This is a genomic window from Desulfovibrio faecalis, assembly GCF_053570625.1.
In genome coordinates this window covers 766518-792279 of the sequence record NZ_JBRBQR010000001.1, presented here as the reverse complement: position 1 = coordinate 792279, position 25762 = coordinate 766518, and the positions used below count along the sequence as shown (strand labels likewise).

Sequence of the window (25762 nt, the reverse complement as noted above, 5' to 3'; positions counted from 1 at the left end):
GACGCCACACAGGCGCTACGCTGTACGCGATTTTACATGCGCGAAATCACGGCCAATGCACCGTCCATAAAGTGCTGGTCAACATCCTCGATGGCGCCCTTGTCACAGGCCTGCGCAAGGGCAGGATCAATGGGCAGGCGGGCAAGCACCTTCAGGCCGTGCCGCTGGGCCACCGCATCAATATGGCTCTCACCGAATATCTTGTATTCCTTATTGTTATCCGGGCATTTGAAATATGAATAGTTCTCCACCAACCCAAGGATGGGAATATCCATCTGGCGCGCCATATCAATGGCTTTCTGCACGATCATGCTCACCAGCTCCTGCGGCGAGGTCACAACCACAATGCCGTCCACCGGCAGGGACTGGAACACGGTCAGCGGCACATCGCCCGTTCCTGGAGGCATATCCACAAACATGTAATCCACATCGCGCCAGACCACATCCGACCAGAACTGCTTGACAGCGCCAGCAATGATAGGGCCGCGCCAGAGCACGGCATCGGAATCGCCGGGCAGCAGCAGGTTCATGGACATGATGTCCACCCCGCCCTTGCTGCGCTCGGGCACAAGGCCATCGCCCTCAACATGGGCCTTGCCCGTCAGGCCGAACACACGCGGAATGGAAGGTCCGGTGATGTCCGCATCCAGAATGGCGCAGTGTTTGCCCTGCTTAGTCAGAGCTACCGCCAGCAGGGATGTGACCAGCGACTTGCCCACGCCGCCCTTGCCGCTGACAATGCCTATAACCTTGCCAACGCGACTTTTGGGGTGCGGCTTGACGCGAAAATCCACCTGCGCATCCTGCCCCTCGCTTCGCTCGTTGCACTGCTCGCCGCAGGAACCGCACTGATGATTGCAATCACTCATGATTCTTTGCCCTCTCAAGATGAACTGCTTTCAGAAGCATTTTTTTCAGACAAATTGGCCTTGCCTGATTTTTTGTTATTGACATATGTCGTAAACACACATACTCCTGTTTATGACATATGTCAATAACAACAACTCAAGGAGGGCAACATGCCTCGTTTCGATCACACAGGGCCGGAGGGCAACGGTTCGCGCACAGGGCGCGGTATGGGCAAGTGCGGCGGCAAGTCCGCCCGCGCGGCAGGTCGCGGCATGGGCGCTACGCCCGATGCAGGCCAGACCGCAGATCAAGGAATGGACGCAAGCCAGAATATGGGCCAGAGCATGGGACGGAGCATGGGGCAAGGCCGCTGCTGCCGCCACGGACAACGACACGGCAACAGGGGCGGCAACTGCGCCATGAACGGGCAGGAAGCAGGCCAGGGCACAGGCCGTGGCGAAGGGCGTGGTATGGGTCGCGGCATGGGCCGTGGCATGCAGCAGGGCAACGGCCCCGCAGGTCAGGCCGAAAGCTGCGGCGCAGGCCCTGCGGCAGGCAGTGACGCGGCGGGCAATAACGGCTAAAGTACCCGCATATGAATGAGCAAGGCCGCCCGGCCAGTGTGCGCAGTTTGAACGCGCATTGCCGGACGGCCCAAAGAGGATTGCATGCCAAGACCAAAAAAATGGCGCAAAGTCTGCTGTTTGCCTGAAAACTGCAATTTTGGGCCGCTGCCGGGATTTGGCCAGAGCGCTCCGCAGGCGCGGCAGGAAGTCATCATGACCGTGGATGAATATGAGGCCGTGCGCCTCATTGATCTTGAGGGCATGAATCAGGAGGCCTGCGCTGAAAAAATGCGCATTGCCCGCACCACCGTACAGAGCATCTATGCGGAAGCTCGCAAAAAACTGGCAGACTCGCTGGTGAACGGCAAACTGCTGCGCATTGAAGGCGGGGATTATGAGCTGTGCGACGGGCACGGCACACGCTGCGGCGTGGGCGGCTGCCATAGACGGCGCGGAGGCGGCGGCTTTGGGCAATAATTATGCTGCACCAGACCAGCGCAATCTGCCTGTCGACACGGTAAAACATCTCTGAGGTCGCAGACGCGGCCTGCAAAGGGCATTGCACCCGCAGGTTCACGCACGGCCCGTGCCGCAACGCAGTATTATCCTACGGGCGCATCAGCAAAAAAAATCAGGCTTCTTCACTCTTGCACACGTCCACCCACACGCCGCCCGTGATCCGCTCCAGCTCCGCCAGGGTGAGCTTGGCGGCATTGTTGGGCGCGCCCGCAGCCGGATACACAGGATCATAGCGCCTGAGGCTTTCGTCCAGATACACGGCAACGCCCTCGGGCAGGGCAAAGGGGCAGACGCCGCCCATGGGATGCCCCACCTGGGCCTCCAGATCTTCAGGCTTGATAAAACGGGCCGTGGCGTGAAAGGAGTCCTTGAACTTGCGGTTATCCAGCCGGGCCGTGCCCATGACCACCAACACCATCGGTGCGTCGTTGACGCTGATGGAGAGGCTCTTGGCAATGCGCCCCGGCTCGCAGCCAATGGCCTGAGCCGCCAGATCAACGGTGGCGCTTGAAACTTCAAACTCCCGGTATGCCTCTTCAAGTCCGTGACGGGCCAAAAACTCCCGCACTGCATCAACGCGCATTTCTTTCCCTTATTTTTGCTGCAACGCGGGGCTTCTGCCGCGCGCCGCAGGCTTTATCAGCGGCGCACCACAAGGGCAATGCCCGCCAGCACCAACACCAGCCCAAGCATTCTGCGCCAGTCAAAAGGGATGGCATTGAGGCCGAACCAGCCGTTGTGGTCAATAATGGCCGCCATAACAAGGTTGCCAAAAATCATGGCGACCAGCGTAGCCAGCACGCCAATACGCGGCGCGGCCAGGGTTGTGCTCACAACCATGAACGCGCCCAGCACCCCGCCAGCCCACTGCCATACAGGGGTTTCAAATACGCGGAACACATTGCCCCGCCCCATCAGCAGCACAGGGACAGCCAGAAAAACCGCGCCGATGGCAAAAGAAATAAGCCCGCTTTCCAGCAGCCCCACCGTGCGGCTCAAGGCCGCGTTGATGGGAGGTTGCAGGGCCACAATACAGCCCGCAAATACCACCAGCGCAATGTAGTACATGCCGCCTCCCTGATCAGGCCGTTTCCTCCGCCGAAGCCGCCTCGCGCAAAAAGGGCGTGTGCGTAACAGCCATGAGGATACCCTCCGGGCTGAGGAATCTGGTGACGGTCTGCCCCCATGGTTCTTCCTTCAGCCGGAGGAGCAGCTCATAGCCGTTCTGCTCAAGAATGCGCGTGGCGGAAACAATATCTTCCACATCAAGCTCTAGCCAGGCCTGCGGCACAAGCAGACGCTCCGGCCAGACCTCCTCGCCAAAGCAGGAGAGCGCGGCCTTTTCCAGCGGCCAGAGGGCGAAATGTTTTACGCCCTCCAGACACTGGGAATGCCAATAGCCTTCGTAACCTTCTTCATGGCGCAGGGGCAGGCCCAGCACCTTTCTGTACAGCTTGCCGCTTGCGTCAGGGTCGGCCACTACCGGGCCGAAACCAGCCACAAACAGAACCCGTATACCATCAGGAAGCTTGTTCTGCATGGTTTACTCCCGGTTTACAGCCCGTTGGGGGCATCTGCCGCAGGGGCGGCCTGACGCTTAAGCCAGAATGCCTTCGGGCAGGGGGCCGAACACGGCCTCATACCGCTGACGGAAAACTTCCGGCGAATACTCGTGTTCCTGCGTGCCCATTTTTTCAAGGCAGAAGCTGGCGCTCACAGAGCCGAGCTTGGCGGCTTCGGGCATGGAAAGCCCGTGCAGCAGGCCCTTGAGCAGGCCCGCGCGGTGCGCGTCACCCGCGCCTGTGGGGTCGAGGATCTGACGGGGAGGTACCGCAGGAATGCGCGTTTCTGTGCCGTCTGCGCCGCGCACCAGCGCGCCGTCCGCACCGAGAGTAGTCACAAGCCACAAGGTGCGGCCCACCAGCTCGTCCTCACTCTTGCCCGTGGCCTTGCAGATCATGTTCAGTTCATAGTCGTTGGTGATGCAGGCAAAGGAGCCTTCAATGGCTGCCAGCAGATCGTTGCCGGTGAGCACGGGCAACTGCTGGCCGGGGTCGAAAATATAGGGAACGCCCTTTTCGCGGTAAAATCCGGGCAGGCGGCGCATGTCTTCCACATTGCCTGGGGAGATAATGGCAATGTCCTTGTCCGCATCAATGGCGGGGAAGCTGTAGTCGGCAGGGAGGCTCATGGCGCCGGGATAAAAACCGGTGATCTGGTTGCTGTTGAGGTCGGTGGTGATGTAGCACAGGGCGGTAAAAATTTCTTCCGCCCGACGGATGCCTTCCAGCGGCAGCCCCATATTTTCCAGCACAATGGCGTAAGGGCCAAAGTCGCGCCCTGCGGCGGCGACAATGGTGGGCTTTTCGCCAAGCAGGGCCAGAGAATAGGCAATATTGCCCGCGCAACCGCCGCGCCGTTCATCCATGCCGTCCACCATGAAGCTCACGTTGATCATGTGCAGCTTGTCCATCAGGATGTGATCCTGAAAACTGCCGGGGAAGGTCATGATACGGTCAAAAGCCAGTGATCCTGAAACATAGATGGACATAGTTTCCTCTTGATGACGTGACGGATGAAGGTTGGTCAGGCCGTGGGCGGCAGACTGTTTTCTGTAATCCAGCGCAAAAAAGGCTGATGGCCGTCTGCAATGGGCATGGCGACCACGCAGGGAACTTCATAACTGTGCAGGGCGCGCACCTTTGCCATAAAACACGGCAATGCGGCTTCGCTCACCTGGGCCACCAGCAGGCATTCCTCGGCTTCGTGCACCTCGCCCTTCCAACGGTAAACCGACTGCGCGCCGGGCACAATGTTGACCCCGGCTGCCAGCCGCAGGCGCACCAGCGCGCGCGCGAGCGTCAGCGCTTCCTCCTGGGTGGGCGTGGTCATATAGACCAGAAAAACCTTGCTGATTTCCTCATGTTCCATGAAGGCATGCTACACGTAGCTGGGGAAAAAACAAACCCTGCACCCATAGCGCAATACTGTGGCCAAACGGGGGCGGCACTGGCTCCAGTGCAAAGAACTATGTCATGCTCATTGCCAGTGCTCTTGCTTGCGGGCATGCGCGCCCTGTGGCATAAAGAGACATGAGCGTAAAATCATCCCCACAGGCAACGGCCCGGAACGTTCTTGCCGCCCTGCAAAAACGCTATCCGCACCCGCGCACCCATCTGGACGCCCAAAATGCATGGGAACTGCTGGTAGCCACCGTGCTGGCGGCACAGTGCACAGATGCCAGGGTGAATACCGTTACGCCGGAGCTGTTCCGCCGCTGGCCCACCCCTGCCGCCCTGGCAGAGGCCCCGCTGGAAGAACTGGAAAGCGTCATCCGGCCCACAGGATTTTTTCACAGCAAGGCCAAAAATCTGCTGGGGGCAGCGCGGCGTGTGCGTGATGTTTTTGACGGGCAGATTCCCAAAAGCATTGAAGACCTCGTCACCATCCCCGGCGTTGCCCGCAAAACAGCTAATGTGGTGCTGTTTGGCGCATTCGGCATCAATGAGGGGCTTGCGGTTGATACGCATGTAAAACGCATTGCCTACCGCCTGGGACTGACGGACGAAACCGACCCCATACCTATTGAGCGCGACCTCATGAAACTTTTTCCGCGCGAGGAATGGGGAGATGTGAACCACCGCATGGTCTGGTTTGGGCGCGAAGTGTGCGATGCGCGCAAACCCCTGTGCGACACGTGCGAAATGCTGAGCTTCTGCCCCCGGCGTGAACCGCCCAAGGCAGCCAAGCCCGCCAGGGGCCGCAAATAGGTTTTTGAACAAAGGCCTTAAGGGAATGCATATCCTGCCGATACATCTCAACAGCGGTTCCCGTAAACGGAGCACACGATATCGGTGGAAAGCCACGCCTTCCGCAGCACAGGATGGAAAGCCATGTCGCAAAACAGCTTGCTGAACGTTAGCAATAACGAACTCGAAATTATTGAATTTATCATTGATGAAAAGCAGCCGGACGGCAAGGTTTACAGCGGGCATTACGGCATCAACGTTGCCAAGGTGCTTGAAATCATCCGACTGCCCAATATCACCAGTGTGCCCAGCAAGTGCGACCCTTCGGTGCTTGGCACGTTCAATTTGCGCGGCAGGGTGCTGCCCATATTGAACCTTGCCGCATGGCTGGGCAAAGAAATGGCCACGGAAGAAAACACCAAGGTCATTGTCACCGAATTCAGCGGCGTGCAGGCGGCGTTTATGGTCTCTTCCGTCACCAGCATCCACCGCATGACCTGGGATCGCATTGAACCGCCGAACCAGTACGTGCAGACATACTCGCGCGAAAGCATCACGGGCGTTCTGCGTATTCAGGATCGCGTGCTTTTTATTCTGGACATGGAAAAAATTCTCGCCAGCCTCGACAGCACGCTGGACATGTCGCAGGTTGAGGTGGACACCTCCCCCGTTGAAGGCGCCGGACAGTTCCACCTGCTGGTGGCTGACGATTCAAGCTCTCTGCGTAACGTCATGCAGTCATCGCTGGAAAAATCGGGTTTTCAGGTCACGGCTGTGGGCAGCGGGCGCGCCGCTTGGGATTTTTTGATGCGCACCCGTGAGGAAGCTCAGGCCAAGGGCAAGGAACTCACGGATGTGGTGCATCTGGTTATTTCCGACATTGAAATGCCGGAAATGGACGGACACATGCTCACGGCAAAAATTCGTGAAACCCCCGGCCTCAGCACTCTGCCCATCATCCTGTTCTCTTCGCTCATCACCGATGCGCTGTATGAAAAAGGCGTCAAGGTGGGGGCAGACAGGCAGGTTTCCAAGCCGGACCTCCCTGGCCTGAACAAGATCATACGCGAAGTTATTTCAGAAAAACTGAACAAATAAAAGGCCGGAGCAACCTTGCTCCAACCAGCTCACGCTCAAATTTGCCAGCGCCGCAGGAACATATCCTGCGGCGCTTTTTATATAAATGATGTCTATGCCCTGTGCACCGAGGCAAAACTCCGCTCAATACCCTTGCTATAGTGGATGCTCGGATATCCAAACAGCACGACCACGCCCTCGCGGCTTTTGCAGCGGATGCCATGCCGTTTGCGAAAACGCGCAGCGCTGCCGCCCCACTGCAACAAAGGATGTATGGAACCTATCATGCAGGTGCCAAGGCCCAAAGCCTCGCCCGCCAGCATGGCAAGGGATGCGGCCACCAGCGGATCAGCTGGGTCTGCCCAGGGCGAACCGTAAAAATATATTGCCAGAGGCGCATCATAGGTAACGATATTTTTTCCCGCATCCATTGAAGACGTGAACGCCGCCAGCGCAGGCTTCACAAAATTGCGGAACAGCCCGTCATTGGCCTTGCCCCAGAATGGGCGCATGAACGCGAGAAACCAGGGGGCAGTGAGCCAGCCAAGAGTTTTGAGGTGTGCGCAAAAATCACTGGCGAAGGCGCGGTTTTTCTCCCGGCTGTCCAGCACAAGCACATTGACGTCTGAGGGTGGTACGCCCATGGGCGCAGTGCGGGCTGCGTCAAGGATGCGTTCAACCAGCTCCGGCTCCACCTCGGCGGGCATGAATTCGCGCGCACTTCTGCGCCGCCGCAGCAGGGCGTAATACGCAGCAAAATTCGCGGTGCTGCCCCTGAGCGGCAAGGCAAACATATTTTCCGGCCCAAGCGCCCGGCCCTGCACGGTTATGGCCCCGGCTGGGCATACAGCCATGCAATGACCGCAACCCACGCAGCCAAAAAGAGGTTGGGGGGCACGACTGGCCTTGCCGCCTTCAAGCCGCAGGCCAAAATCCTTGCACACGGCAACGCACTGGCCGCAGCCAGTGCAGAGTGCTGTTTCTATGCAGACTGTGGCCGCGCTTTGCGTGCGCGATGTGGGAATAGCCATAATGTCCCCTTGCAGCATTGATAGGAGATGCGTCACAGTAGTACGCAGGACAGAACGCTTCAAGCAAACCATACCGGGAGCCTTTCAGTGCAGGCATTACATAGCAGCCATTCCAGGCTGACCGCTCCAATCATTCCGCACTCTTGCCCTCCGGGCGTCAGCAGCGTGACGAAATATTTGGCAACTTTTTTGCAAATTGATCAGCATGGATGTTTATAACTACGATCCGGCCAGCGTGCTCAGCCTGCTGCTCACCATGATGCGCGTCAGCATAGTCATGTTCATGCTGCCCATTTTTTCCACCAACAACATCCCTACGCAGGTCAAGGCGGCCATAACCATCGTCTTTTGCCTGGGCGTATGGCCGCACCTCACGCTTCCAGCCACCGCACTGCCTGCGCATCCCTTTGACGTGGCGCTCATGATGCTGGGAGAGATGGTGCTGGGTCTGGTACTTGGCATGGCCGTCAATTTTCTGTTTATGGGCATTCAGGCGGGCGGTGAGCTGCTGGGCTTTCAGATGGGCTTTACCATGATCAACTTTGCCGATCCGCTCACCGGCAACCAGACGGGCGTCACGGCATTTTTTCTGTGGATGGTGTCCCTGCTCGTTTTTCTGAGCCTTGACGGGCATTTGTATATGATCAAGGGATTTGCGGCCTCATTTGACCTTGTGCCGCCGGGAGGGCTGTTTCTCGGGCCAGTGGTGCTGCGCCAGGTTCTGCACCTGGCCTCGCAGATGTTTGTGCTGGCCTTGCAGATCGCAGCCCCGGTCATGGTGGCCCTGTTCATGGTTGAAGTGTCGCTGGGCCTCATGGCCCGCACCTCGCCGCAGATACCCATTATGGAATTTGGCTTCCCCATCAAGGTGATGGTGGGGTTTTTCTTTCTGGGGCTGCTCATGGTTATCATGTCTGACCGCATCGCATCCTTTGTGCAGGGGCTGGACGGCCTGTTCATCAACCTGCTGCGGTCCATGAGTCCCCTGTACCAGTAAGCCTCAGACAAAAATCGAAGCAAGTCCCCCTGCTTCTCCTGTCGCCCCTATCCCAAAAAGTGTCAGTGCAGAAGGCCCCAGTGACGCAGCCAGCCCCCCCACCAGTTCCGGCGGCATGCAGGCTAGTTCTTTTTTCTGAAAAGAAAGCACCCGCAGCCGTACTTCTGTTGCTGCGCTTCCGCTTCTGAGGCATGCGCAATGAATTCTCCCCTGTCGGTGACAAGCGCGAATTCCTCAAGACACAGGGGACCAAAGGCCTCTAACACCGCGCTGTATGTGTAGATACGGTGGGCGTTGTAGTGAATTTTTGCCACCCCGCCGATGGGAACAGCAAAGAGCAGACGCCCCCCCTTGCCAAGAACACGCATCAGTTCGCGCATGGCTGTAATATCCCCCTGCGGGGAAAAAGGATCGCCGTAGCGCTCAAGGCCAATATGCTCCACAACGTGCATGCACGACAGGGAATCCACACTTTCGTCAGCAAAGGGGAGGCTGGTAAGGTCGGCCCGCTTGCAGCGCAGGTTGCCAAGGGTAAGTGGGGCAGGGCGATAGTCGTAAAACGTGATGGGCACAAAGGCCGACGCAATAGACACAAAATAGAGGCTCGAAGAAATGTCTATATGGCTTGCAGGCCGCGTGCGAGCAAGGACGCGTGCCGCCCATGCCGTATGATAGATATAATGAGCGTCAAAGGGGGGCGTGCCCTGCGCGTCATTCAGGCAGGGGTGCAGATCTTCCTTGCGGCAGAGGAAACGCCCGCCATCTTGCAGCTGCTCCGCCACTTCCAGAAACCGCAGAAGAAACCGTTCTTTCAGCGCCATTTCTTCACTTTTCACACATCCCCCAGTATCTCTGATTGTTGCCGCAAAAAAACATGCGAAAGCAGGGTGCGCGCCCGTTATTCTACCGGGCACATATGCCAGCCTTCCACTCGCATGCATTCTCCCGGGATGAGGCTTTTGCCGCCACGCCACTTGCTGGGCATGATGACGGTTTTATTCTCCGCCCGCTGCGAAAGCCAGGCTCCCCACCAGCTCAGCGAAGAGTTTGAGATGATGAAGTGTTTACACTGCGTCATCAAAAAGAGATCCCCGGCGACATTGTCGTTGTCGTTGGCATCCACATAAACAAAATCGTAGGGAAGATCGGCGAAGGCTTTTTTTGTCCACTCCATGCCGTTGGAAAAAACAAAAAAAGTTGGCTTTGGCTGCAACGCCGCTGCCAGAATTTTGAAGGCGCGTTCAAAATACCGCACGGTGAGCACCTCATGCATCGAGCCGATGTAATCGCCGCGTCGTACGTGCACGGCTACCGGCATTGGTGCGGCATGTATGGTTTGCAGCATGGCCTGATTGCTCTCTTGCACCGCTGGCGTAAACACATAGGCCTCGCGGATTTCTTTTTCCGCGCTGGTTACATACTGCGCATTGACATAATAGCCGCCGAGGTACGTGGGCTGTTTTAAGGCAAGGATATCAGGATCAAAATTGCAAATACTGTCGGGATAGCGATTGAGAGCTATATGAAAGAACAGACGTTCATTTTCAGAAGGAAAGCGCAGATTGATATTGGCAAAAACGCGGTTAAGGATAAAAAGCCTGTTTTCGACCCCGCGTATATCTTTGCCGTAATGGCGAAACCAGGACAAATCGTGTTTTACCGTAAAGGAACTGTGCTTCCCCACAGCCAACGAAAGGGCGTATTGCCACATTTGACTGCCCAGGCCACCGTCCACCTTCACAAGCGCCATACGCTGGATAGCGGCTACATCGATCGAAAAAGACATTGCGGCTCCTTTATGCGCAATCACCGAGAGTTGCAGGGATGAGCATGGATGCAGTCAAAAAAGCTATCAGCTCTGCCATACCGATAGATCACCGTCCTCAATCAGTGCCGGTCCGCATGCGGTTCTGCACAGGCCTACCGGTTGTCAAACTGATGCCGCTGCACGCATAGAGCCACGTCTGCAAATGATACTGGCGTCTTGCGCTCCAGAATGACGGCGGTATCGACCTGCTCAACCACGGCAAAATATTCAAGCAGCACATGATAATACTCGCGGGGCGTAAAATCGTGCACCATGATCAGCGGCGTTTTCTCCCCAGTGCGCAGCAGCTGCAAGGCGCAGGCAACCCGGAACCTTCCGTCCACAAGCACAAAATCCAGACCTGAGGCGTCAACGGCGTCCCATATGACCTGATGGTAGTTAAGCCACGCCACGTCAGGCTCATGCGACAGAGGAAACCCCCATTCGCCCGTAGCCCCTATCTCCACATGAAAGGGGCACCAGCGCCGCGCCTTGGCCCATTCCCGCAGAGTGCTGTTGCCCAGCAGCATGCGGGCTTATCCACTTCAGGTCAGATTCAACGCGGATCAGCTGCCGTATGCCTTTTTCTGCAAAAAAAGGCCGAGCTTCCGCCAGCCCCCGAATTCGAAAATGCAGCCATCCAGATTTGTCCATGAGGGCCACGCCGGATTCACTCATCGGGGCTGCAAGCTCTCGTGAGGCAGAAGCGTGGTATCCATTTAATGCCTCATTGCGCACGGTTGCGGCAGACGCCATGCCTTGTTCTGACCCGTTAGGTTCATCGCAGCAGCCCCCGTCATTGCTGAAAATTCCACGCTTGCAGCCGCCACAGGTGGGGCTGCGCCAGATGTGGACTGCGCTGCATGGCGGCCGCCAGCCGGTCATACAACAGGGAATTGAACAGATCAGGCGAAAAAAGTTTTCTGGTTGCGTTGGCCATGCGCAGGGTGACAGCCCAATCCACAAGCCCAGACATATCTTCTGAGGTTTCAACGGGGACGCCGCCATACAGATGGCGGTGATGCATCATCAGGCGGTTGCCAGGCGCAACACCCATCGCCTGAAATACCTGCATCTGCGCCCTGAAGGCATACTGCGCCTGCTCTGTGCTGCGGGCCGTGGAAATCTGGGCGTCATGCCTGCGGTAAAACCCGAGCACATCATCCGCATTGGCAAAAGCCGTCTGCGGATGACGCAGAAATATCCTGAGATAAAGCTCATAATCCTCAGTGTAGGCCATTTTTTCAGAATACTGAATACCGAGGCGGGAAAAAAGATCCCCGTCAAAGATCACAAAAGGATGCGCCATCGGCGATTTGAAGAGCAAGTTGGCCTTGATGCTTTCTGAATCAAGAGGCAGCCTGATAAGCCCGCCCTCACCGGATGGCAGAAAGGCCACAAAATGGCACCCACAGATACCAACATCGGGGTTTGCCTGCATGATCTGAAGCTGCTTTTCCAGGCGCTGTGGAGCGCAGATGTCGTCCGCGTCCATGTGCGCCCAGTACCGTCCCCGGCACTGGGACATAAGCCGGTTGAGACTGCGCGCGATGCCCTGCCCCTCCGTATTGCGCAATACCTGCACGCGCGGGTCCTGCACTCCCATCATGACATCGTAGGTTTTGTCGGTGGAGCCGTCATCCAGCATGAGCAGTTCAAAATCGTCAACCGTCTGCTCAAGCATGGAGCGCATGGCCTGCTCCACGTACTCCTGCACATTGCGGCCTGCCGCAAAAAAAGACACCAGCGGTCTGCTGCTATGGATCGGGCATGGCGCGCCCGCGACATCCTCGCCCTGTAGATCCGGCATTATTCCCCCTGAAAAGACGCAAGGCCGCAAAGGCACTCTTTTCCGCCTACTCTTTCATGCAATCTCGATACCAGCGCTGGTGCACAAGTTTGCTTTTCAGAAAAAGCGCCGCTTCAGACAACCAGCTTCAGACGCGCAGTGCATGGGGCACTTCGGAAGGCCCAGTCTGGGGGGAACATGCACCCATTCTGCTGGACGAGGGTATCCGGCAGTAACAAACCGGATACCCTCGCCGTTCAAATCGTCCCAGGCACTCGTGGCAAAACGGCCCGGTGCGCGAAGTTTTGACTATAAAACGCCTGTTAGCCCATAGCCCGCTGCAGTCGGGCAAGGGTTTCCTGCTTGCCCAGAAAGGCCATGATTTCATTGAGGTGCGAGCCGCCCATAAAGCCCATGAGAGCCGTGCGCAGGGGCGGGGCCACTTCCTTGAACTTCAGCCCGTTGTCGGCAACATAGGCGTTGAGCGCGGCCTCGAGAGCCTCAGCGGTAAAAGGCTCACACGCGGCAAAAACAGCCGAGAGGGCCTGCAAGTGCGCCTTGCCCGCATCGGTAAAATGCTTGGCCGTGTCCTTTTCCACATAGCTGAGTTCTGCGGCAGGCACCACCAGCGGGCGGAAGGCCTCGCCCAGCGCCTTGAGGTTGTTGGCCCGCTCGCGGAACATGACGCACAATGGCTCAAGCTTTTCCTGCGGCAATACGCCAAGCCCTGCCTCTTCCACAAAGGGCGCAACCAGTGCCGCCAGCTCGGGCAGGGGCAGTTCGCGCATAAAATGGGCGTTGCACCATTCCAGCTTGGCCGGGTCAAAGGCCGCAGCGGCAGGGTTCAGGTTGGTGCCGTCAAAATATTCGATCAGCTCTTCCTTGGTGAACAGCTCCTGATTGCCGTGTGACCAGCCAAGCCGCACCAGATAGTTCACCAGAGCCTGAGGCAAGAGGCCGTCCTGCTGATACTCAATGACAGCCCGCGCGCCGTGGCGCTTGGAGAGCTTTTGCCGGTCCGGGCCAAGAATCATGGGCACATGACCAAAGCGCGGCACGGGCAGCCCCAGAGCTTCATAAATAAGAATCTGGCGCGGCGTGTTGGAAACGTGATCGTCGCCGCGAACAACGTGGGTGATGCCCATTTCGTAGTCGTCCACCACCACGGCCATATTGTAGGTGGGCATGCCGTCAGCGCGGCGGATAACCATGTCGTCCAGTTCGGTGACATCCACAGCTATCTTGCCCTTCACCAGGTCGTCAAAAACCACCTTTCCCGCCACAGGCGCCTTGAGGCGCACACAGTGCCCCTCGCCAGAGCCGAGATTCCGTTCGCGGCAGCGCCCGTTATAGCGCGGTTTGAGGCCGTTCTGGCGTGCTTCTTCGCGCATGGCTTCCACTTCTTCCGGCGTGCAGGAGCACCAGTAGGCGTGGCCTGTTTCCAGCAGCTTGTCCACATAGCGGTTGTACACGTCGGCCCGCTGGGTCTGGTAGGTCAGTTCGCCGTCCCAGTCCAGCCCAAGCCAGCGCATGGAGGCCAGTATGGAATCGGTATATTCCTGCTTGGAGCGCAGCAAATCAGTGTCTTCAATGCGCAGGTGAAAACGTCCGCCGGAGTGGCGGGCCAGAAGCCAGCAAAAAATGGCGGTGCGTGCGCCGCCTATGTGCAGATGCCCTGTCGGGCTGGGTGCAAATCGGGTTACCACTTGAGTCATGTTGCTTTCCTTGAAACTGGCGTTGGGGGGAAGGTCGCGCATGGGCGGCTGAGTGTCAAGGGCCGCTGCGCAGGAGAAGGCGGCTTTGCCGCGCACTGCAAGCCTGCTGCCGTCCGCAGAGTATCAGGCATTTCTACTCTGCCGGGTTGCGGCTGAAAAGTTTGAGGGTGCGCCGCAGATCGACAAGGTTAACGGGCTTGGTCAGGTGCGCATCCATACCTTCCTGCATGCTGCGTTCCGCATCGCCCCGCATGGCATAGGCCGTCATGGCAATAATGGGCACAGTTTTGGCCCCTGGCCGATTGCTGGCCCTTATGTTGCGCGTGGCGGAATAGCCGTCCATAACCGGCATCTGCACATCCATGAGGATAATATCAACCTCCGCGCTCCGCTGATTCCAGATATCCACGGCCTCCTGCCCGTTGACGGCAGAAATACAGGTTATGCCCATGTCTTCCAGTAGAACTTCCATGATCTCGCGGTTAATATCGCCGTCTTCGGCCAAAAGTACCCGCAGGCCCTGAAGCGCTGCGGCTTCCTCCCCGCTGCTTTCTTCTGCCTGCTCCTGCGCGCAATCCTGGCTGCAAACGGCAAAGGGCAGTTCCACACGAAAAACGCTCCCCTGCCCCGGCTCGCTCTGCACGGAAATACTCCCGCCCATGAGGGCAATCAGGCGGCGGCATAAAGAGAGGCCAAGCCCCGTGCCGCCAAATCTGCGGGTGATGGACGTATCCGCCTGCGAAAAGGGCGTAAATGCGCGGGCCAGTTCATCGGGCGACATGCCAATGCCTTCATCGCTCACAATAAAGGCCAGCCGCGCCTTGCCGTCACTTTGCTCCAGCAGCTCCACGGCCAGGCGCACCGTGCCGCGCTCGGAAAATTTTAAAGCGTTGCCGCCCAGATTCAGCAGAATCTGGCGCAGGCGCAGGGCATCGCCGGAAAGCACTTCCGGCACGCGAGTATCCATGCGGCTCTCAAGGATGAAATCCTTGAGCTTGTGCCCGACCTTGGGCCGCAGCAAGGACATGACCGACTCAAGTTCCTTGCGCGGCTCAAAAGGCAGATTTTCCAGCTCCAGATGGTTGGCCTCAATTTTTGAAAAATCCAGCAAATCGTTGATAATATCCAGCAGCGATTCGCAGGTTGCATGGATTTTTTCCACATAATCGCGCTGCTGGGGATTCAGGGGGGTGTTGAGCACCAGATGCGCCATGCCCATGATGCCGTTCATAGGGGTGCGTATCTCGTGGCTCATGTTGGCCAGAAAAATGCTTTTGGCGGCATTGGCTGCTTCGGCGGCCTCCTTGGCATCGCGCAGAATGCGCTCGTGCTGACGCGCCTCGGTCACATCGCTGACATAACCGGCAATGCGCAGCACTCCCGGCCCGCTCACAATCTCATAGGCCAGGGCATACCAACGCAAACCCTTGCGCGGGTGGGCCACCCGCAAATCCAGATGCTCCTGCCCGCCAGCCGTCCACCCTGCGGGGTCGCAGAGTTTGCGCCACTTGGGCTGATCCTCGCTCACAATGCGCGAACCCATGAGCTCAAGTCTGTCAGCCGCATTCGAGGCCGTATTGATGCCAAACTGCTCATAAAAAACATCATTGCCAGTGATGTCCAGACCGGAATTTTCAAGGCGCGCCATCTCAAAAACACCAAGCCAGCCCAAACGGCAGGCCAGCGAAAGCCGCACAAGCCCCTCGCGCAGGCTTTGGTGCGCCTCGTGCAGCTCCGTCATATCCTGATGATAACCGACAATCCGCACCACATCATCATGATCGGCGCTGATGCGCCGCCCGCCGCAGCGCACAGGCACCAGACCCCACGTGGGGTGGTTATACTGGTAGCGCACCTCGTGCATGGCTGCGTCGGCAATAAATTCGTCATGGATGGCCCAAAGATGGGGACGGGAACGGGCATCAACCCTGTCCACCCAAAAGTTGAAGCATTCTGCGGGGGTCATTTCTTCGCTTGCGCCGAGCAGGCGCAGGGTCACCGGATTGGCAAGCATGGATATATGACCGGTGTTTCTGTCGATATCAATGACCCACAGCCCTACATTGGCCGCAGCCAAGGCTTCGCTGTTCCAATCCTCGTTGCGGGATGCGTCTTTTGCAGCGCTTTTTACGGTCATAATTCCCCCGTTTTCCATTGTACTATCCATAGCCATTTTGCTGACCCAAGACAATGCCGGGGAGGGTTGCTCTGCCCAGAGTAGAGCGTAATTTGCGCACGAAAAAAATCAAAAAATATACGCATCGCCACACGCCTGTCACACAGGACTCTTGCGGGGCGGCGCACAGGGTGCTAGTGCTTCCAACTGTTAACTAAGTACGCAAAACAGATGAAAGGCCCGCGCCTGCGCCTGAGCGCGCATGTGGCGGAGCAGCCTTTCCGGCCAGACGGCCAAAGGATCAAACAGATGAAAAACGCTACAGTCGTTATCAAATACGGCGGTCACGCCATGGACAAGCCCGATCTCAGCTCTGCCTTTGCCACCGACCTTGCCCAGCTTTCCGAACAGGGCATGGGCTTTGTGGTGGTGCACGGCGGCGGCCCGCAGATTTCTGCCCTGCTCAAGCGCCTGAATATTGAGAGCCACTTTGTGGACGGCCTGCGCGTTACCGATGCCGCCACCATGGAAGCTGCAGAGATGGTGCTCTGCGGGCAGGTGAACAAGGCCGTGGTCAACGAATTTGCACGTCAGGGAGTACGCGCTGCGGGCATTTCAGGCCGCGACGGCGGCCTGCTGCGCGCAAGGGTGAAAAATCCCGCGCTCGGCCTGGTGGGCACGGTGGAAGCGGTCGATCCCGCCCTGCCCCGCTGCCTGCTGGAAGGCGGCTTTGTGCCCGTGGTGGCCCCTGTGGCCTCCGGCCCGGACGGCGAAGCCCTGAACATCAATGCAGACACCGCCGCAGGCGCGCTGGCAGGGGCCATCGGCGCGGAATATTTTGTGCTGATCTCTGATGTGCCCGGTGTGCTGGATGCTGACGGCAGGCTCATTCCCAGCCTCAACCGCAAGGAAATCCAGAAGCTGCGCGAGACCGGCGTCATCACCGGGGGCATGATCCCCAAGGTGGAAGCCTGCCTCAATGCTCTGGATGCTGGCTGCCAGCGTGCGCTCATTCTTGATGGGCGTTCGCCTTCAAGCCTGCGCCGCTACCTGCTTGACGATGCCCCGCTTGGGACGGTGGTCGCCAACTAGCTTTTTAACTGCCGGATGCAGTGCGGGGAAAAGGCAGACCGCCAGTTAAAAGGCATCTCTGCTCCTCAGCGCGTATCAAAAAAGGCCCGAGACCGGATGACGCGGCAATGCGCCGCCCGGTTTCGGGCCTTTCATACTTTTGAAAATCTGTTTTTAACGACCGCGCCGCACCCACCATTCCCGCTCAACCTGTCCATACCACCAGCGGTTGTGATCCGCGCGCAGCACAGCCTCAGCCACCTGCTGCGCCGCAGGGCTGCGCAGACGTTTGACCGCACTTTCCAGCCACTGGGCGGCAAAGGCATTGCCCTTGTCCAGCTCGGCCTTGAGATTGCAGATAAGATCAAGCTGGTCGGCATCGTGCGCCAGAATGGCCTCACGGCTGGCTTCTTCCTCCAGCTCGTCCCAAAGGGGCAGCACGTCTCCCTCAAGCCCTGTTCCGTCCACGCAGTCTTCCAGCGCCTTGCGGGCCTGACACTGCGCATAGCGGTGGTTCACGTAGTTCAGATCGCCCGTTCGCGCCTCGTGCAAATCATGGAACAGGCAAAGATACGTCACACGCGCTGGATCCATATCGCACATGCGGGCCAGCACGTAGCCCATGACGCTCACCCGGTAGGAATGTTCGGCCACGTTCTCCTGCCCGGTGCCCAAAAAGGCGTAACCCGTGCGGGGCGTATGCCGCAGCATGCCGACTTCGTTAAAAAAATCCACAATCCGGTCAAGCCGATCCGCGCTCACGTCCATAGCCGGGAAATCGCCGTTGTTGCTCTTGGGTTCACTCATGCCTGTTCAATACCGATCCCGGCGACCTGTGGCAAGGATGCGCGGCGTAGATGGTGGGACGGATAAAAAAGGCATCCGGCGGCTCAAGCCCGCTCCCTTAAGAACCCCATTGCAGCTTGGCGCTGAGGCAAACGTATCAGCATGGAAAGATCGCAATACTGCCGCTGACCATGTCAGTTGCTGTAAACGGCTACACCATCCTTTACTTCAATGGTGACGATTTGCGATGTGGCGGCATTGTTCTGCACATCTGTCATTTCAAACATGAACATGAACTGCCCATCGCCCATGTCCGTATCTGCAAAAACAACTTTTTTGCCAAGGGTAAAGGTATCTACCTCCACCTCCTGAAACTCTCCATCTTCGTCATCCATCTGCATGGCGAGAAGAATTGTGGTCACCTTGTCGCCAGCCTTAAGCCTGATAAGCGCCTTGTCGGTCATTTCGCCTTCTTGCACACGGCGCGCGCCAAGGATTTTGTATTCCTTTTCCGCAAAATCATAGACGACAATAAGGTTGCAGCGCACTCCGTTCAGTTTGATAGGCACAACATAGTGGTTTACCCCGTCATCCTGATGCAAGATCTCAAGGAACACCAGGTGGTCGTCCAGAGCTGCCCACCTTCCCTGAAAATTATCCTTGAACACACCTGCGGTCCAGTCAGCTTCCATATCTGCATCCTTGCCCAGCAGCATGATCAGGTTGTCTTCGATGCTGTAGTAGGCAAGGTAAAACTGCACGCTATCCAGAAATTTGACACGCTCTGTGCCAAGATTGAGCAGCGCCTCGCCGCCATCGCCGACTGTTACCTCAAAATCCTCAAGCGCGGTGATATCCAGCGGCTTCAGGGGAGCCACCGATGCCACCACGGCGCTGGCCGCCTGCCCCAGCAAAGCCGCAACGCTGCCTGGGGAGTGACCACCAGCACTCTGCCCGCCAAGGATGGCTGACAAGCCCGATTGCAAGGGCGCCCACAAGGATTGTGCGCTCCCCTGCGTCTGGGGCGCGGGCAGAGGCGTTGGTGCAGCAGGAGCAGATGTTCCTTCAGGGATGTTTTCTTCCCGTTCAAGGGCGGCAGAGATATCAGCAGAGATGCGTTCAAGGTGTTTTACGGCGCTGTCCGTATCCAGAAAACCCAACTGAAGCCCGCTCAGGACCAGAAAGGTGGTGATGTTGCCCGCCCGCATCATGCTGGAAAAACCAGCCTTGCCGCCGTCAAACGGATAGTAGCAGGACAGCCCGGAGGGCGACCGGTAAGGGCCATGAACCGTATAGACCACCGCTTCGCCCAGAGCATCCAGAAAATACGGAGCAAATTCGGGCAAGGCCGTTTTCAGCCGCCGCACAAGGGAACCAAGGTCCACCATATTGGTGTAACCTTCCGAACGCGAGTTCACATAGTTTTCAGAGGCCTTGGCCTGCCTGCCGTAGGCGGCGTAAAAGCTGTCGTCATCCATGGCGAGGGAAACAGCTTCAAGGCCGAGCGCGTTGTAAGCAAGATTAACAAACGGAATCCTGGCAAGATCAATGAGCGAAAGCGTGGCGTTTCCCGCTGTTTGCGCTTCCTTGCAGCCCTCAAGATAGGTATCGCAGATAGCCTTGCCCAACGCTTCCGGGCCTATGGATGTGTTTGTCCCAAGAGCGTTCACCCATTCCGTGTACTGCCAGCCGTTGGCTGGCTCCACCTCTTGCGATGCCACCATGTACCGGCCAAAACCGCTTACAGCGCTGGCTGTGTCCAGCGTAGCCATCAGGCAGGCGTCAAAGCCGATGATTTCAAATGGCGGGCGGTCAACTGAGGCCGTATGTACCTGCTTGAAGGAATTATTGATTTCCCTGAGGGACAGGGCGTCAAATGCATAATTCTCGTCATTGGCTACGCCGCCGATGCTGCCGCCGCCGTGATCCCAAAAAATGAAAACCTGATGATCCGCGCTGTAATTTTCTTTGCAAAAGGCAAGAAAGGAGGTCAGCGTTTTTTCATCCCCCATGCTTGCCTGCGGCAGCTTTGCCACCAGCTCAAGTTTTCCTTTGTGGTAAAGGTAGCGGCTGATGTTTTTGGGGCTGATGTCGGGCCTGTGCCATTTGCTGGCCCCCCCGGTCTGAATGACCACCTTCACATTATCCGGCAGGCGAGCCTTGAGCAGCTCTGCCAGATCGGCAGAGGCCGCGCCGTCTTCTGACTCAAGGTTGCTGCCGCAAAGATACCAGTACACAGCCCACGTTTCTTCCGCACGGGCTCCATCGGGGCAGGTAAAGAGCAGCAGCATTGGCAAAATACAGACTGCGCAGCGGAGGTAACGGATACTGTTTTTCGGCATAAATATTGTACTGAAAATCAAGTTACAAGGTCACAGCGCCAGAAAAAATCTTCCGAGGCAGTCAAAAGGCATCAAGACGGGCCTGCGCGTCAGCATCACCCTGTCTGGCGGCCTTGCCATACCAGTAAAGGGCTTTTTCCCTGTTCTTGTCCAGGCCATCCCCGGTCTCGTAGCTGCGCGCAAGGTTATACTGGGCGGTTGCATACCCCTGTGCCGCCGCCCGCATAAACCAGCTGGCGGCGGCATGCGCATCACGGGGCATGCCTACGCACTTACTGCAAAGAATGCCGAGCATGTTTTGCGCCTGGGGGTAACCAAGTGCGGCAGACATACTGTACCAATACACGGCTGCGGCCTTGTCTGCGCTTACCCCCAAGCCATCCTCAAGACAGCCTGCAAGTCTGTATTGAGCTTCGGCATGCCCCTGTTGCGCGGCCTTGTGCAACAGGGACGCCGCCTGTTCAAGATTCTGCGGAACGCCAAGGCCAAAAAAACAACGTATCCCCAGCGCAAACTGCGCTTCTGCCCGGCCTGCTTCTGCCGCTTTTTTAAACCAGACCACAGCCAGAGGGTCATCCTTGCACAGGCCGCACGAGCCACTCTCATACTGCCGGGCAAGCCAGAGCTGGGACTCGGCATCACCGCGCTGCGCATGCTCATAGACCTGCTCCAGGCTGTTGCACGATTTGGCGGAGCATTCTGGAGAGTGGACGGTTTGCTCCGTTCTCCAGCCAGGGGCTTTTCGCATTGGATCCATGGCTGCGAACGAGGCACTGTCCCTGGCAGGAACCGAGGCCGCGCACAAACAAGCCGCAGGGCCAGCCGTCCCCAGAAAACCATAAATAACAGCAAGGCAAACCACGGTGCCGCGCATACGCATTACCGCTTACAAAAGCACCAGCGGAATGCCCACCTGAATCAGTACGGCCAACACTAGCGCCGCCCAGTGCAAAGGGCCAAGTGTGGCAGGCACAGTCCCCTTCCAGATGGACAAAATCCCCTGCAGCGTGCGCTTGAGAGTCCAGACAAGGTACAGCAGTGTGGAGCCGCACATAAAGCCAACCAGAGCCTTGCTGCCCGGGATCGCCCAGAACTGGCGCAGCATTTCCAGTGGAGGCTGATCCCCGGTGGAGAGTTCATCAAGCTTTGCCATTACTACGGGATCATTTCCCATCCAGCCGGCTACCCCGACAATGCCGCCAATCCCCACAAGAGCAAGCACCAAGGCCAGCCAGACGGTATTCACCTGCCATTGGGCATGGGCGTATTCTGCCTGTATGGCACCCTTGCGCGCCTGTCGGCGCTGATAATAGCCAAGGGCCAATGCGCCAAGGCCAGCCCACAACAACAGACTCCAATAGAGTGAAAAAGAAAAAAGAAGCAGCAGAACATAGCCCGCCCAGATCATGCCACTGACGTGAGTACTGGAATCTTTCATCGACTGTTCTCCATAACTAGATTTTCAATGCGTGCGGCATTGCCGCAGAATTCCAGCAGCTTTTTCCTCCAATTGGACGCAAAACGGTATCACCCGAAGAGGCCTTTGTGCAAAAAATTTTGTCACCCTTACGGATGATACGCCCTTTCAGCCACTCCGTCGACCGAATAAGCTGCCCGGCAAAAAGCTCTGCCGGACAGAGGCGTAAGCGCAAGACACAGATTATTGCATTATTCACTCTACAACTAGAACGCATTAACTATATTAAATTTAATCAAATTTTTATTCATTACGCCATTACTCACCCCCAGGGGTGAGCAGCAACCGGCAAAATCGAACATTAAGGTGATGTGCAGAACTCTGCCCAAAGTGTAGGCCTGATCGGGTTGTTGAGGCCATCAGGAGTTCGCGGCGGCCTGCACTGGAATAGGCTTTGCGTTCAGGCGCTGACATTCCCCAGCACCACACGGATATCTTCGGATACTTGGGCATGGTTAAATATCAATCGGAGACGGAGGAAGTAATGAAAAAGTATATGTTGGCTGCATTGACTGTTTTTATGCTGGGCGCTGCCCCCTTTGCAGCACATGCAGCAGAACAGGATGTGGCAAAAATCACCTGCAAGGACTTTCTGGCTGACAAGCAGAACATAAGCATGATGGTGATGTGGATTGACGGTTACATGAGCGGCAAAAGCGGCAATACCTCCATCAGCGATCAGTGGATGGAAAAGCTGGGTACCCATCTGGGCACCTACTGCGCGAAAAATCCTGCCAAAACCATTATGGACGCCATCGAAGCAGTACCCGAATAACCACTGCCGACTTCAGCACACGGCGTCCCATCACACCCTGGATCACATGGAGATATTTACATGAAACGCTTTATCCTTTCTTTTGCCGCAGCGCTGATGCTCTTTGGTTTCAGCGCCGGAGCAGCCCTTGCACAGGAAATAGTTGTCGCCAACGGCACAGGATTCACCATCCAGCGACTTGGCCTTGTTGACTCCAATGCAGGCGGCAATGCTCAGGATCTTTTGGGCAACGACACGCTTGCCAGTGGCGAAGGCCTGAAGATCAACATCAACGGCAGCCCCAAGGGCTGGGAACTTATAGCCGTTGACAGCGATGGCGGTCAGGTGAACTGGCAAAACCTCGACCTGAGCGGCGTAAAAAAAATTACCCTGCGCGGCGATGGATCTGCAGAACTTGAATAAATGTGATGCTGCATACGTGCCAGCATTCCCGTAATTCTTGCAGGTTTAGCTGATCCGCAGGCATGCACAGCCGGTGACAAAAGCCTATCAGCTTGAGCGGGCTATATATGTTGCATGGCTTGAAGAGGAAGGTACCAGAACGCTTGTTCGGGTACCTTCCTCTTCGCTGTTTTCCTGTCAATCCCTATGGTTCTGCTGCCGCACTTCACCGGAGGTTACTGGGGCCTCGCGCTGAAAAACTTTTCGGGCAACCTCCGCGAACGCAGGATGAAATAATGCGGCCAGCATCGAATCCTACATATACAAATTTGCTATTGACCCACAATAAATGTGGTGTTCTTTTAAGGGGTAGTGCAATTGCAACTGACTATCTTATGACAAGCCACGCTGACATTTCGGAGAACCAATGGAATCAGGCAAAAAGGGATTGCCAGTCATTTCCGGCATGGGCATTGCCAGCCTGCTGGCAGCCCAGTTTGTAGTTTTTCTGGAAGGCCGGGGACTTGGCATTGTATCTTTTTCCCTGCAAAACGCTGTTGCCGGATTTTGCGGCGGCATAATTCTGGGCGGACTGCTTTTTTCCACATGGCTTCCCAAACGGTTTGGCGCTCCGTGCGCAGTGGCCTTGACCCTGATGGGCGCGCTGCTGTGGACGGGCGGCATATTCCAGAACAATGCCATATACTCCTATGGAGCCTGCTTCTGGGGCGGGACGGTTCTGCCTCCGTTGCTCAAAAATTTTTTTGCGCGCAGTTCATCACCCGGCTTTCATCTGGGCGTTGCCTTTGCTATTGGGGATTTTTTCTGGCTTTTTTTATACATCTTTCCCCTTTCAGATGAATCACTGCAATGGCTCATGCTGTGCCTTCAGTTCGTGAGCGGCTGTATGGCGGCAATTTGCCTGTTCAAAGCGCAACCGACAACAGAAGGATTGGAAATTGTACGCAAGTCAGACAGGCTGACAGTAATTTCACTCAGATATCTGACTGCCATCGCCTTTATATTTTTTCTGTTAAATGCCTTTGTGGACATTACCTTTTACAGAATTCACAGTCAGGCTTTTCCCATCCCCGCTCAGGTACACCTGTATACGTGGCTGGCCTATCCCCTTGTTGGCGTGCTGATTGACAAGTACGGAACAGATATGCGCCTGTTGCTCATCTGCATTGGCGGGGTAATTTTATCCCCAACTCTTGTAGTCATCACAGAGGGAACAGTCATTTACTGGATCATTTATGTGATTGACCTTGCGTGCCGTGGCATTGCGCAATTGTACTTTCTGCTAGTTTTCGCTCAGATCGGCAGACACTCTCCCCGGCGCGGCCTGATTTCTGCCATTCCTTACCTCGTAATGCTTATGGCTTTCTTGTGCGTATACCGTTTTGTGGAGCACTTTCCTGGTACAGTGCCGGTTGCATTCTGGTGCCTTTTTCTCACTACGGCCTTCAGCTATGTGAGCTCCCGCATCCAGTACGCCCTCACGCTTACCGGGGTATCAAAACCACCCACTGCGGACAGCGAAGACAAAACAGAGCACAAAGCCTTCACCCCGCAGGAGTCACACAAAAACGAGCGCTGCCGGGCAGACAGCATAGCTGATTTTTCCCTGAAATACGGTATTTCTTTGCGAGAGCGGGATGTTTTGTGTCTGATTCTGGAGGGGTGCGATACGTCTGCCATTTGCGATCAGCTGCATATTTCTGAAAACACGCTTAAAACCCACATCCGGCAAATACTGCGCAAGACGGAAACACGAAACAGAAACGCTCTGCTGGTACTCTTTTTCAATGAAGAAAATATGGAAAAAGAAGCAGAGACGCGCCTTGAGAGTTTTTAGCCCTCAGGCCATCGGGCGGCAGGAGCAGGCCGCCGGCATTATCCCTGCGGCGTACTGCCGTGGTGACAGGCGTGCTTGCCCTTACTGGCCCGACTGACCTTCGTGCTGCAAAAATGAAAAATGCACCTGCCCCGCTGCGTAACGGACATTCGTAATGTCTGGCCGTAACCGCCTGAACAGCTTGTATGCCTGAAGCGCCCTGTAGCCATACTGGCAGTGCAACAGCACAGCAGAATCCTGCGGAATATTTTTTACCAAATGCTGAAAAGCATATAGCGGCATGTTAACGGCGTTTGGAAGATGCCCATCTGAAAATTCTTTTTGACTGCGCACATCAATAATAATCAATTTTTCCGTTTTTAAAACATACTCGCGAGCCGCTTCTGGCGACAAGGCCACAGACTCGCCCGCACTTTTGCTCGTTGGCGCTGAAAACTTCCAATAAATATATGTTTCCGCACATGCAATAACAAGCAGAACTACAATAATTTTCAGTAGCCGCCTTGTCCCTTCAGCACCATGATACAAGGCAATGCCGACTTCTGCTGTTCTCATTGAAAAACCTCTCTCCAATGCCTTACCGCGCGGCATTCGTCAGTGCAACTCGCCATTTCCACTGATTTTTCAGGCCAATCCACAAAGACGATCACAGAGGGGCACGCCGCCAGGGTGCAAAGCCCGCCCGCCATCCACAACTGATGCTCGGAGGAGTGTTATACACTTCTTCCTTGCTCACGCGCAAAAGAATTCAGAACCCACATTCGTCTAGTGATCGGAGGAATTTTGTGCGCTGGCAAGGAAGAAGCACTTTTTTGTGAAGGGAGTGTACTCTAATGGTACTCGACCGGAACAAAAAA

General features: G+C 56.6%; 27 protein-coding genes. 9 read left to right on the top strand and 18 right to left on the bottom strand.

Annotated features, from left to right (window positions below):
* Positions 1-32: 32 nt before the first annotated feature.
* Complete coding sequence (locus ACUZ79_RS03495) at positions 33-869, bottom strand: P-loop NTPase (RefSeq protein ID WP_411329826.1); 837 nt, start codon at positions 867-869, stop codon at positions 33-35.
* A gap of 150 nt (positions 870-1019) precedes the next feature.
* On the opposite strand from ACUZ79_RS03495, the gene ACUZ79_RS03490 reads away from it, so the two are divergent.
* Together ACUZ79_RS03490 and ACUZ79_RS03485 are read left to right on the top strand one after the other, a co-directional pair.
* Positions 1020-1433, top strand: coding sequence for a DUF5320 domain-containing protein (locus ACUZ79_RS03490; RefSeq protein WP_449250711.1), 414 nt, complete (start codon positions 1020-1022; stop codon positions 1431-1433).
* A gap of 84 nt (positions 1434-1517) precedes the next feature.
* Positions 1518-1892: a DUF134 domain-containing protein gene (locus tag ACUZ79_RS03485; protein WP_240823581.1), complete on the top strand. Its 375-nt coding sequence runs from the start codon at positions 1518-1520 to the stop codon at positions 1890-1892.
* A gap of 154 nt (positions 1893-2046) precedes the next feature.
* On the opposite strand, the gene ACUZ79_RS03480 is transcribed toward ACUZ79_RS03485, so the two are convergent.
* Genes ACUZ79_RS03480 through cutA form a run of 5 tightly spaced genes read right to left on the bottom strand, consistent with a single transcriptional unit; the run spans position 2047 to position 4865 of the window.
* Positions 2047-2517 carry a YbaK/EbsC family protein gene (locus tag ACUZ79_RS03480; RefSeq protein WP_449250710.1) on the bottom strand — a complete coding sequence of 157 codons (471 nt, stop codon included), beginning with the start codon at positions 2515-2517 and terminating at the stop codon, positions 2047-2049.
* Between the two features lie 56 nt (positions 2518-2573).
* Entirely contained in the window at positions 2574-3002 is a 429-nt protein-coding gene (locus ACUZ79_RS03475) for a DMT family transporter (protein WP_240823579.1), read from the bottom strand.
* Between the two features lie 13 nt (positions 3003-3015).
* Complete coding sequence (locus ACUZ79_RS03470; RefSeq protein WP_449250709.1) at positions 3016-3474, bottom strand: VOC family protein; 459 nt, start codon at positions 3472-3474, stop codon at positions 3016-3018.
* A 57-nt stretch (positions 3475-3531) separates the two neighbouring features.
* The gene (locus tag ACUZ79_RS03465; protein WP_240823577.1) at positions 3532-4485 is read right to left on the bottom strand and encodes a carbohydrate kinase family protein; all 954 of its coding nucleotides are present in this window, start codon (positions 4483-4485) and stop codon (positions 3532-3534) included.
* Between the two features lie 35 nt (positions 4486-4520).
* On the bottom strand, positions 4521-4865 hold the full coding sequence (cutA, locus tag ACUZ79_RS03460; RefSeq protein ID WP_449250708.1) for a divalent-cation tolerance protein CutA: 345 nt from the start codon (positions 4863-4865) through the stop codon (positions 4521-4523).
* A 161-nt stretch (positions 4866-5026) separates the two neighbouring features.
* On the opposite strand from cutA, the gene nth reads away from it, so the two are divergent.
* Together nth and ACUZ79_RS03450 are read left to right on the top strand one after the other, a co-directional pair.
* On the top strand, positions 5027-5704 hold the full coding sequence (gene nth / locus ACUZ79_RS03455) for an endonuclease III (protein WP_449250707.1): 678 nt from the start codon (positions 5027-5029) through the stop codon (positions 5702-5704).
* Between the two features lie 123 nt (positions 5705-5827).
* Positions 5828-6781 (top strand): chemotaxis protein, encoded by a 954-nt coding sequence (locus ACUZ79_RS03450; RefSeq protein WP_240823574.1) that lies wholly within the window; start codon positions 5828-5830, stop codon positions 6779-6781.
* Positions 6782-6873: 92 nt separating this feature from the next.
* Here ACUZ79_RS03450 and ACUZ79_RS03445 read toward each other — a convergent pair whose 3' ends face one another.
* The gene (locus tag ACUZ79_RS03445; protein ID WP_449250706.1) at positions 6874-7791 is read right to left on the bottom strand and encodes a nitroreductase family protein; all 918 of its coding nucleotides are present in this window, start codon (positions 7789-7791) and stop codon (positions 6874-6876) included.
* Positions 7792-7996: 205 nt separating this feature from the next.
* On the opposite strand from ACUZ79_RS03445, the gene fliR reads away from it, so the two are divergent.
* On the top strand, positions 7997-8788 hold the full coding sequence (gene fliR / locus ACUZ79_RS03440; protein ID WP_240823572.1) for a flagellar biosynthetic protein FliR: 792 nt from the start codon (positions 7997-7999) through the stop codon (positions 8786-8788).
* 122 nt (positions 8789-8910) lie between these two features.
* Here the strand turns inward: fliR and ACUZ79_RS03435 are convergent, their stop codons facing one another.
* The 6 genes from ACUZ79_RS03435 to ACUZ79_RS03410 all read right to left on the bottom strand — a co-directional run bounded on the left by ACUZ79_RS03435 (position 8911) and on the right by ACUZ79_RS03410 (position 16236).
* Positions 8911-9624 (bottom strand): DUF268 domain-containing protein, encoded by a 714-nt coding sequence (locus tag ACUZ79_RS03435; RefSeq protein WP_449250705.1) that lies wholly within the window; start codon positions 9622-9624, stop codon positions 8911-8913.
* Positions 9625-9686: 62 nt separating this feature from the next.
* A complete protein-coding gene (locus tag ACUZ79_RS03430; protein WP_449250704.1) occupies positions 9687-10598 on the bottom strand; it encodes an alpha-1,2-fucosyltransferase in 912 nt (303 codons plus the stop codon).
* Between the two features lie 110 nt (positions 10599-10708).
* The gene (locus tag ACUZ79_RS03425; RefSeq protein WP_449250703.1) at positions 10709-11125 is read right to left on the bottom strand and encodes a hypothetical protein; all 417 of its coding nucleotides are present in this window, start codon (positions 11123-11125) and stop codon (positions 10709-10711) included.
* Positions 11126-11391: 266 nt separating this feature from the next.
* A complete protein-coding gene (locus ACUZ79_RS03420; RefSeq protein ID WP_449250702.1) occupies positions 11392-12405 on the bottom strand; it encodes a glycosyltransferase family 2 protein in 1014 nt (337 codons plus the stop codon).
* 302 nt (positions 12406-12707) lie between these two features.
* Positions 12708-14099 carry a glutamate--tRNA ligase gene (gene gltX, locus ACUZ79_RS03415; protein ID WP_449252159.1) on the bottom strand — a complete coding sequence of 464 codons (1392 nt, stop codon included), beginning with the start codon at positions 14097-14099 and terminating at the stop codon, positions 12708-12710.
* Between the two features lie 133 nt (positions 14100-14232).
* On the bottom strand, positions 14233-16236 hold the full coding sequence (locus tag ACUZ79_RS03410; RefSeq protein WP_449250701.1) for an ATP-binding protein: 2004 nt from the start codon (positions 16234-16236) through the stop codon (positions 14233-14235).
* 288 nt (positions 16237-16524) lie between these two features.
* On the opposite strand from ACUZ79_RS03410, the gene argB reads away from it, so the two are divergent.
* Positions 16525-17307: an acetylglutamate kinase gene (argB, locus tag ACUZ79_RS03405; RefSeq protein ID WP_240823565.1), complete on the top strand. Its 783-nt coding sequence runs from the start codon at positions 16525-16527 to the stop codon at positions 17305-17307.
* Positions 17308-17460: 153 nt separating this feature from the next.
* Here argB and ACUZ79_RS03400 read toward each other — a convergent pair whose 3' ends face one another.
* The 4 genes from ACUZ79_RS03400 to ACUZ79_RS03385 all read right to left on the bottom strand — a co-directional run bounded on the left by ACUZ79_RS03400 (position 17461) and on the right by ACUZ79_RS03385 (position 21852).
* Complete coding sequence (locus ACUZ79_RS03400) at positions 17461-18093, bottom strand: HD domain-containing protein (protein ID WP_449250700.1); 633 nt, start codon at positions 18091-18093, stop codon at positions 17461-17463.
* Positions 18094-18266: 173 nt separating this feature from the next.
* Complete coding sequence (locus ACUZ79_RS03395; RefSeq protein ID WP_449250699.1) at positions 18267-20363, bottom strand: clostripain-related cysteine peptidase; 2097 nt, start codon at positions 20361-20363, stop codon at positions 18267-18269.
* A 112-nt stretch (positions 20364-20475) separates the two neighbouring features.
* Complete coding sequence (locus ACUZ79_RS03390; protein WP_449250698.1) at positions 20476-21162, bottom strand: tetratricopeptide repeat protein; 687 nt, start codon at positions 21160-21162, stop codon at positions 20476-20478.
* 138 nt (positions 21163-21300) lie between these two features.
* A complete protein-coding gene (locus ACUZ79_RS03385) occupies positions 21301-21852 on the bottom strand; it encodes a hypothetical protein (protein ID WP_291443339.1) in 552 nt (183 codons plus the stop codon).
* A gap of 523 nt (positions 21853-22375) precedes the next feature.
* Between ACUZ79_RS03385 and ACUZ79_RS03380 the strand changes: the two genes are divergently transcribed.
* The 3 genes from ACUZ79_RS03380 (at position 22376) to ACUZ79_RS03370 (ending at position 24905) form a co-directional block, all read left to right on the top strand.
* Positions 22376-22666, top strand: coding sequence for an HdeA/HdeB family chaperone (locus ACUZ79_RS03380; protein WP_022657584.1), 291 nt, complete (start codon positions 22376-22378; stop codon positions 22664-22666).
* Positions 22667-22726: 60 nt separating this feature from the next.
* A complete protein-coding gene (locus tag ACUZ79_RS03375) occupies positions 22727-23068 on the top strand; it encodes a hypothetical protein (protein WP_022657583.1) in 342 nt (113 codons plus the stop codon).
* A gap of 406 nt (positions 23069-23474) precedes the next feature.
* The gene (locus tag ACUZ79_RS03370; RefSeq protein WP_449250697.1) at positions 23475-24905 is read left to right on the top strand and encodes a LuxR C-terminal-related transcriptional regulator; all 1431 of its coding nucleotides are present in this window, start codon (positions 23475-23477) and stop codon (positions 24903-24905) included.
* Positions 24906-24986: 81 nt separating this feature from the next.
* Here ACUZ79_RS03370 and ACUZ79_RS03365 read toward each other — a convergent pair whose 3' ends face one another.
* Positions 24987-25460, bottom strand: a complete 474-nt coding sequence (locus ACUZ79_RS03365; protein WP_291443345.1) for a rhodanese-like domain-containing protein — start codon at positions 25458-25460, stop codon at positions 24987-24989.
* Between the last annotated feature and the right edge of the window lie 302 nt (positions 25461-25762).

Bases quoted from the DNA above. Each gene is read 5' to 3' on its own strand.
- ACUZ79_RS03495 (WP_411329826.1), bottom strand. From the start codon at position 869: ATGAGTGATTGCAATCATCAGTGCGGTTCCTGCGGCGAGCAGTGCAAC.
- ACUZ79_RS03490 (WP_449250711.1), top strand. From the start codon at position 1,020: ATGCCTCGTTTCGATCACACAGGGCCGGAGGGCAACGGTTCGCGCACA.
- ACUZ79_RS03485 (WP_240823581.1), top strand. From the start codon at position 1,518: ATGCCAAGACCAAAAAAATGGCGCAAAGTCTGCTGTTTGCCTGAAAAC.
- ACUZ79_RS03480 (WP_449250710.1), bottom strand. From the start codon at position 2,517: ATGCGCGTTGATGCAGTGCGGGAGTTTTTGGCCCGTCACGGACTTGAA.
- ACUZ79_RS03475 (WP_240823579.1), bottom strand. From the start codon at position 3,002: ATGTACTACATTGCGCTGGTGGTATTTGCGGGCTGTATTGTGGCCCTG.
- ACUZ79_RS03470 (WP_449250709.1), bottom strand. From the start codon at position 3,474: ATGCAGAACAAGCTTCCTGATGGTATACGGGTTCTGTTTGTGGCTGGT.
- ACUZ79_RS03465 (WP_240823577.1), bottom strand. From the start codon at position 4,485: ATGTCCATCTATGTTTCAGGATCACTGGCTTTTGACCGTATCATGACC.
- cutA (WP_449250708.1), bottom strand. From the start codon at position 4,865: ATGGAACATGAGGAAATCAGCAAGGTTTTTCTGGTCTATATGACCACG.
- nth (WP_449250707.1), top strand. From the start codon at position 5,027: ATGAGCGTAAAATCATCCCCACAGGCAACGGCCCGGAACGTTCTTGCC.
- ACUZ79_RS03450 (WP_240823574.1), top strand. From the start codon at position 5,828: ATGTCGCAAAACAGCTTGCTGAACGTTAGCAATAACGAACTCGAAATT.
- ACUZ79_RS03445 (WP_449250706.1), bottom strand. From the start codon at position 7,791: ATGGCTATTCCCACATCGCGCACGCAAAGCGCGGCCACAGTCTGCATA.
- fliR (WP_240823572.1), top strand. From the start codon at position 7,997: ATGGATGTTTATAACTACGATCCGGCCAGCGTGCTCAGCCTGCTGCTC.
- ACUZ79_RS03425 (WP_449250703.1), bottom strand. From the start codon at position 11,125: ATGCTGCTGGGCAACAGCACTCTGCGGGAATGGGCCAAGGCGCGGCGC.
- ACUZ79_RS03420 (WP_449250702.1), bottom strand. From the start codon at position 12,405: ATGCCGGATCTACAGGGCGAGGATGTCGCGGGCGCGCCATGCCCGATC.
- gltX (WP_449252159.1), bottom strand. From the start codon at position 14,099: ATGACTCAAGTGGTAACCCGATTTGCACCCAGCCCGACAGGGCATCTG.
- ACUZ79_RS03410 (WP_449250701.1), bottom strand. From the start codon at position 16,236: ATGACCGTAAAAAGCGCTGCAAAAGACGCATCCCGCAACGAGGATTGG.
- argB (WP_240823565.1), top strand. From the start codon at position 16,525: ATGAAAAACGCTACAGTCGTTATCAAATACGGCGGTCACGCCATGGAC.
- ACUZ79_RS03400 (WP_449250700.1), bottom strand. From the start codon at position 18,093: ATGAGTGAACCCAAGAGCAACAACGGCGATTTCCCGGCTATGGACGTG.
- ACUZ79_RS03395 (WP_449250699.1), bottom strand. From the start codon at position 20,363: ATGCTGCTGCTCTTTACCTGCCCCGATGGAGCCCGTGCGGAAGAAACG.
- ACUZ79_RS03390 (WP_449250698.1), bottom strand. From the start codon at position 21,162: ATGCGAAAAGCCCCTGGCTGGAGAACGGAGCAAACCGTCCACTCTCCA.
- ACUZ79_RS03385 (WP_291443339.1), bottom strand. From the start codon at position 21,852: ATGAAAGATTCCAGTACTCACGTCAGTGGCATGATCTGGGCGGGCTAT.
- ACUZ79_RS03380 (WP_022657584.1), top strand. From the start codon at position 22,376: ATGAAAAAGTATATGTTGGCTGCATTGACTGTTTTTATGCTGGGCGCT.
- ACUZ79_RS03375 (WP_022657583.1), top strand. From the start codon at position 22,727: ATGAAACGCTTTATCCTTTCTTTTGCCGCAGCGCTGATGCTCTTTGGT.
- ACUZ79_RS03370 (WP_449250697.1), top strand. From the start codon at position 23,475: ATGGAATCAGGCAAAAAGGGATTGCCAGTCATTTCCGGCATGGGCATT.
- ACUZ79_RS03365 (WP_291443345.1), bottom strand. From the start codon at position 25,460: ATGAGAACAGCAGAAGTCGGCATTGCCTTGTATCATGGTGCTGAAGGG.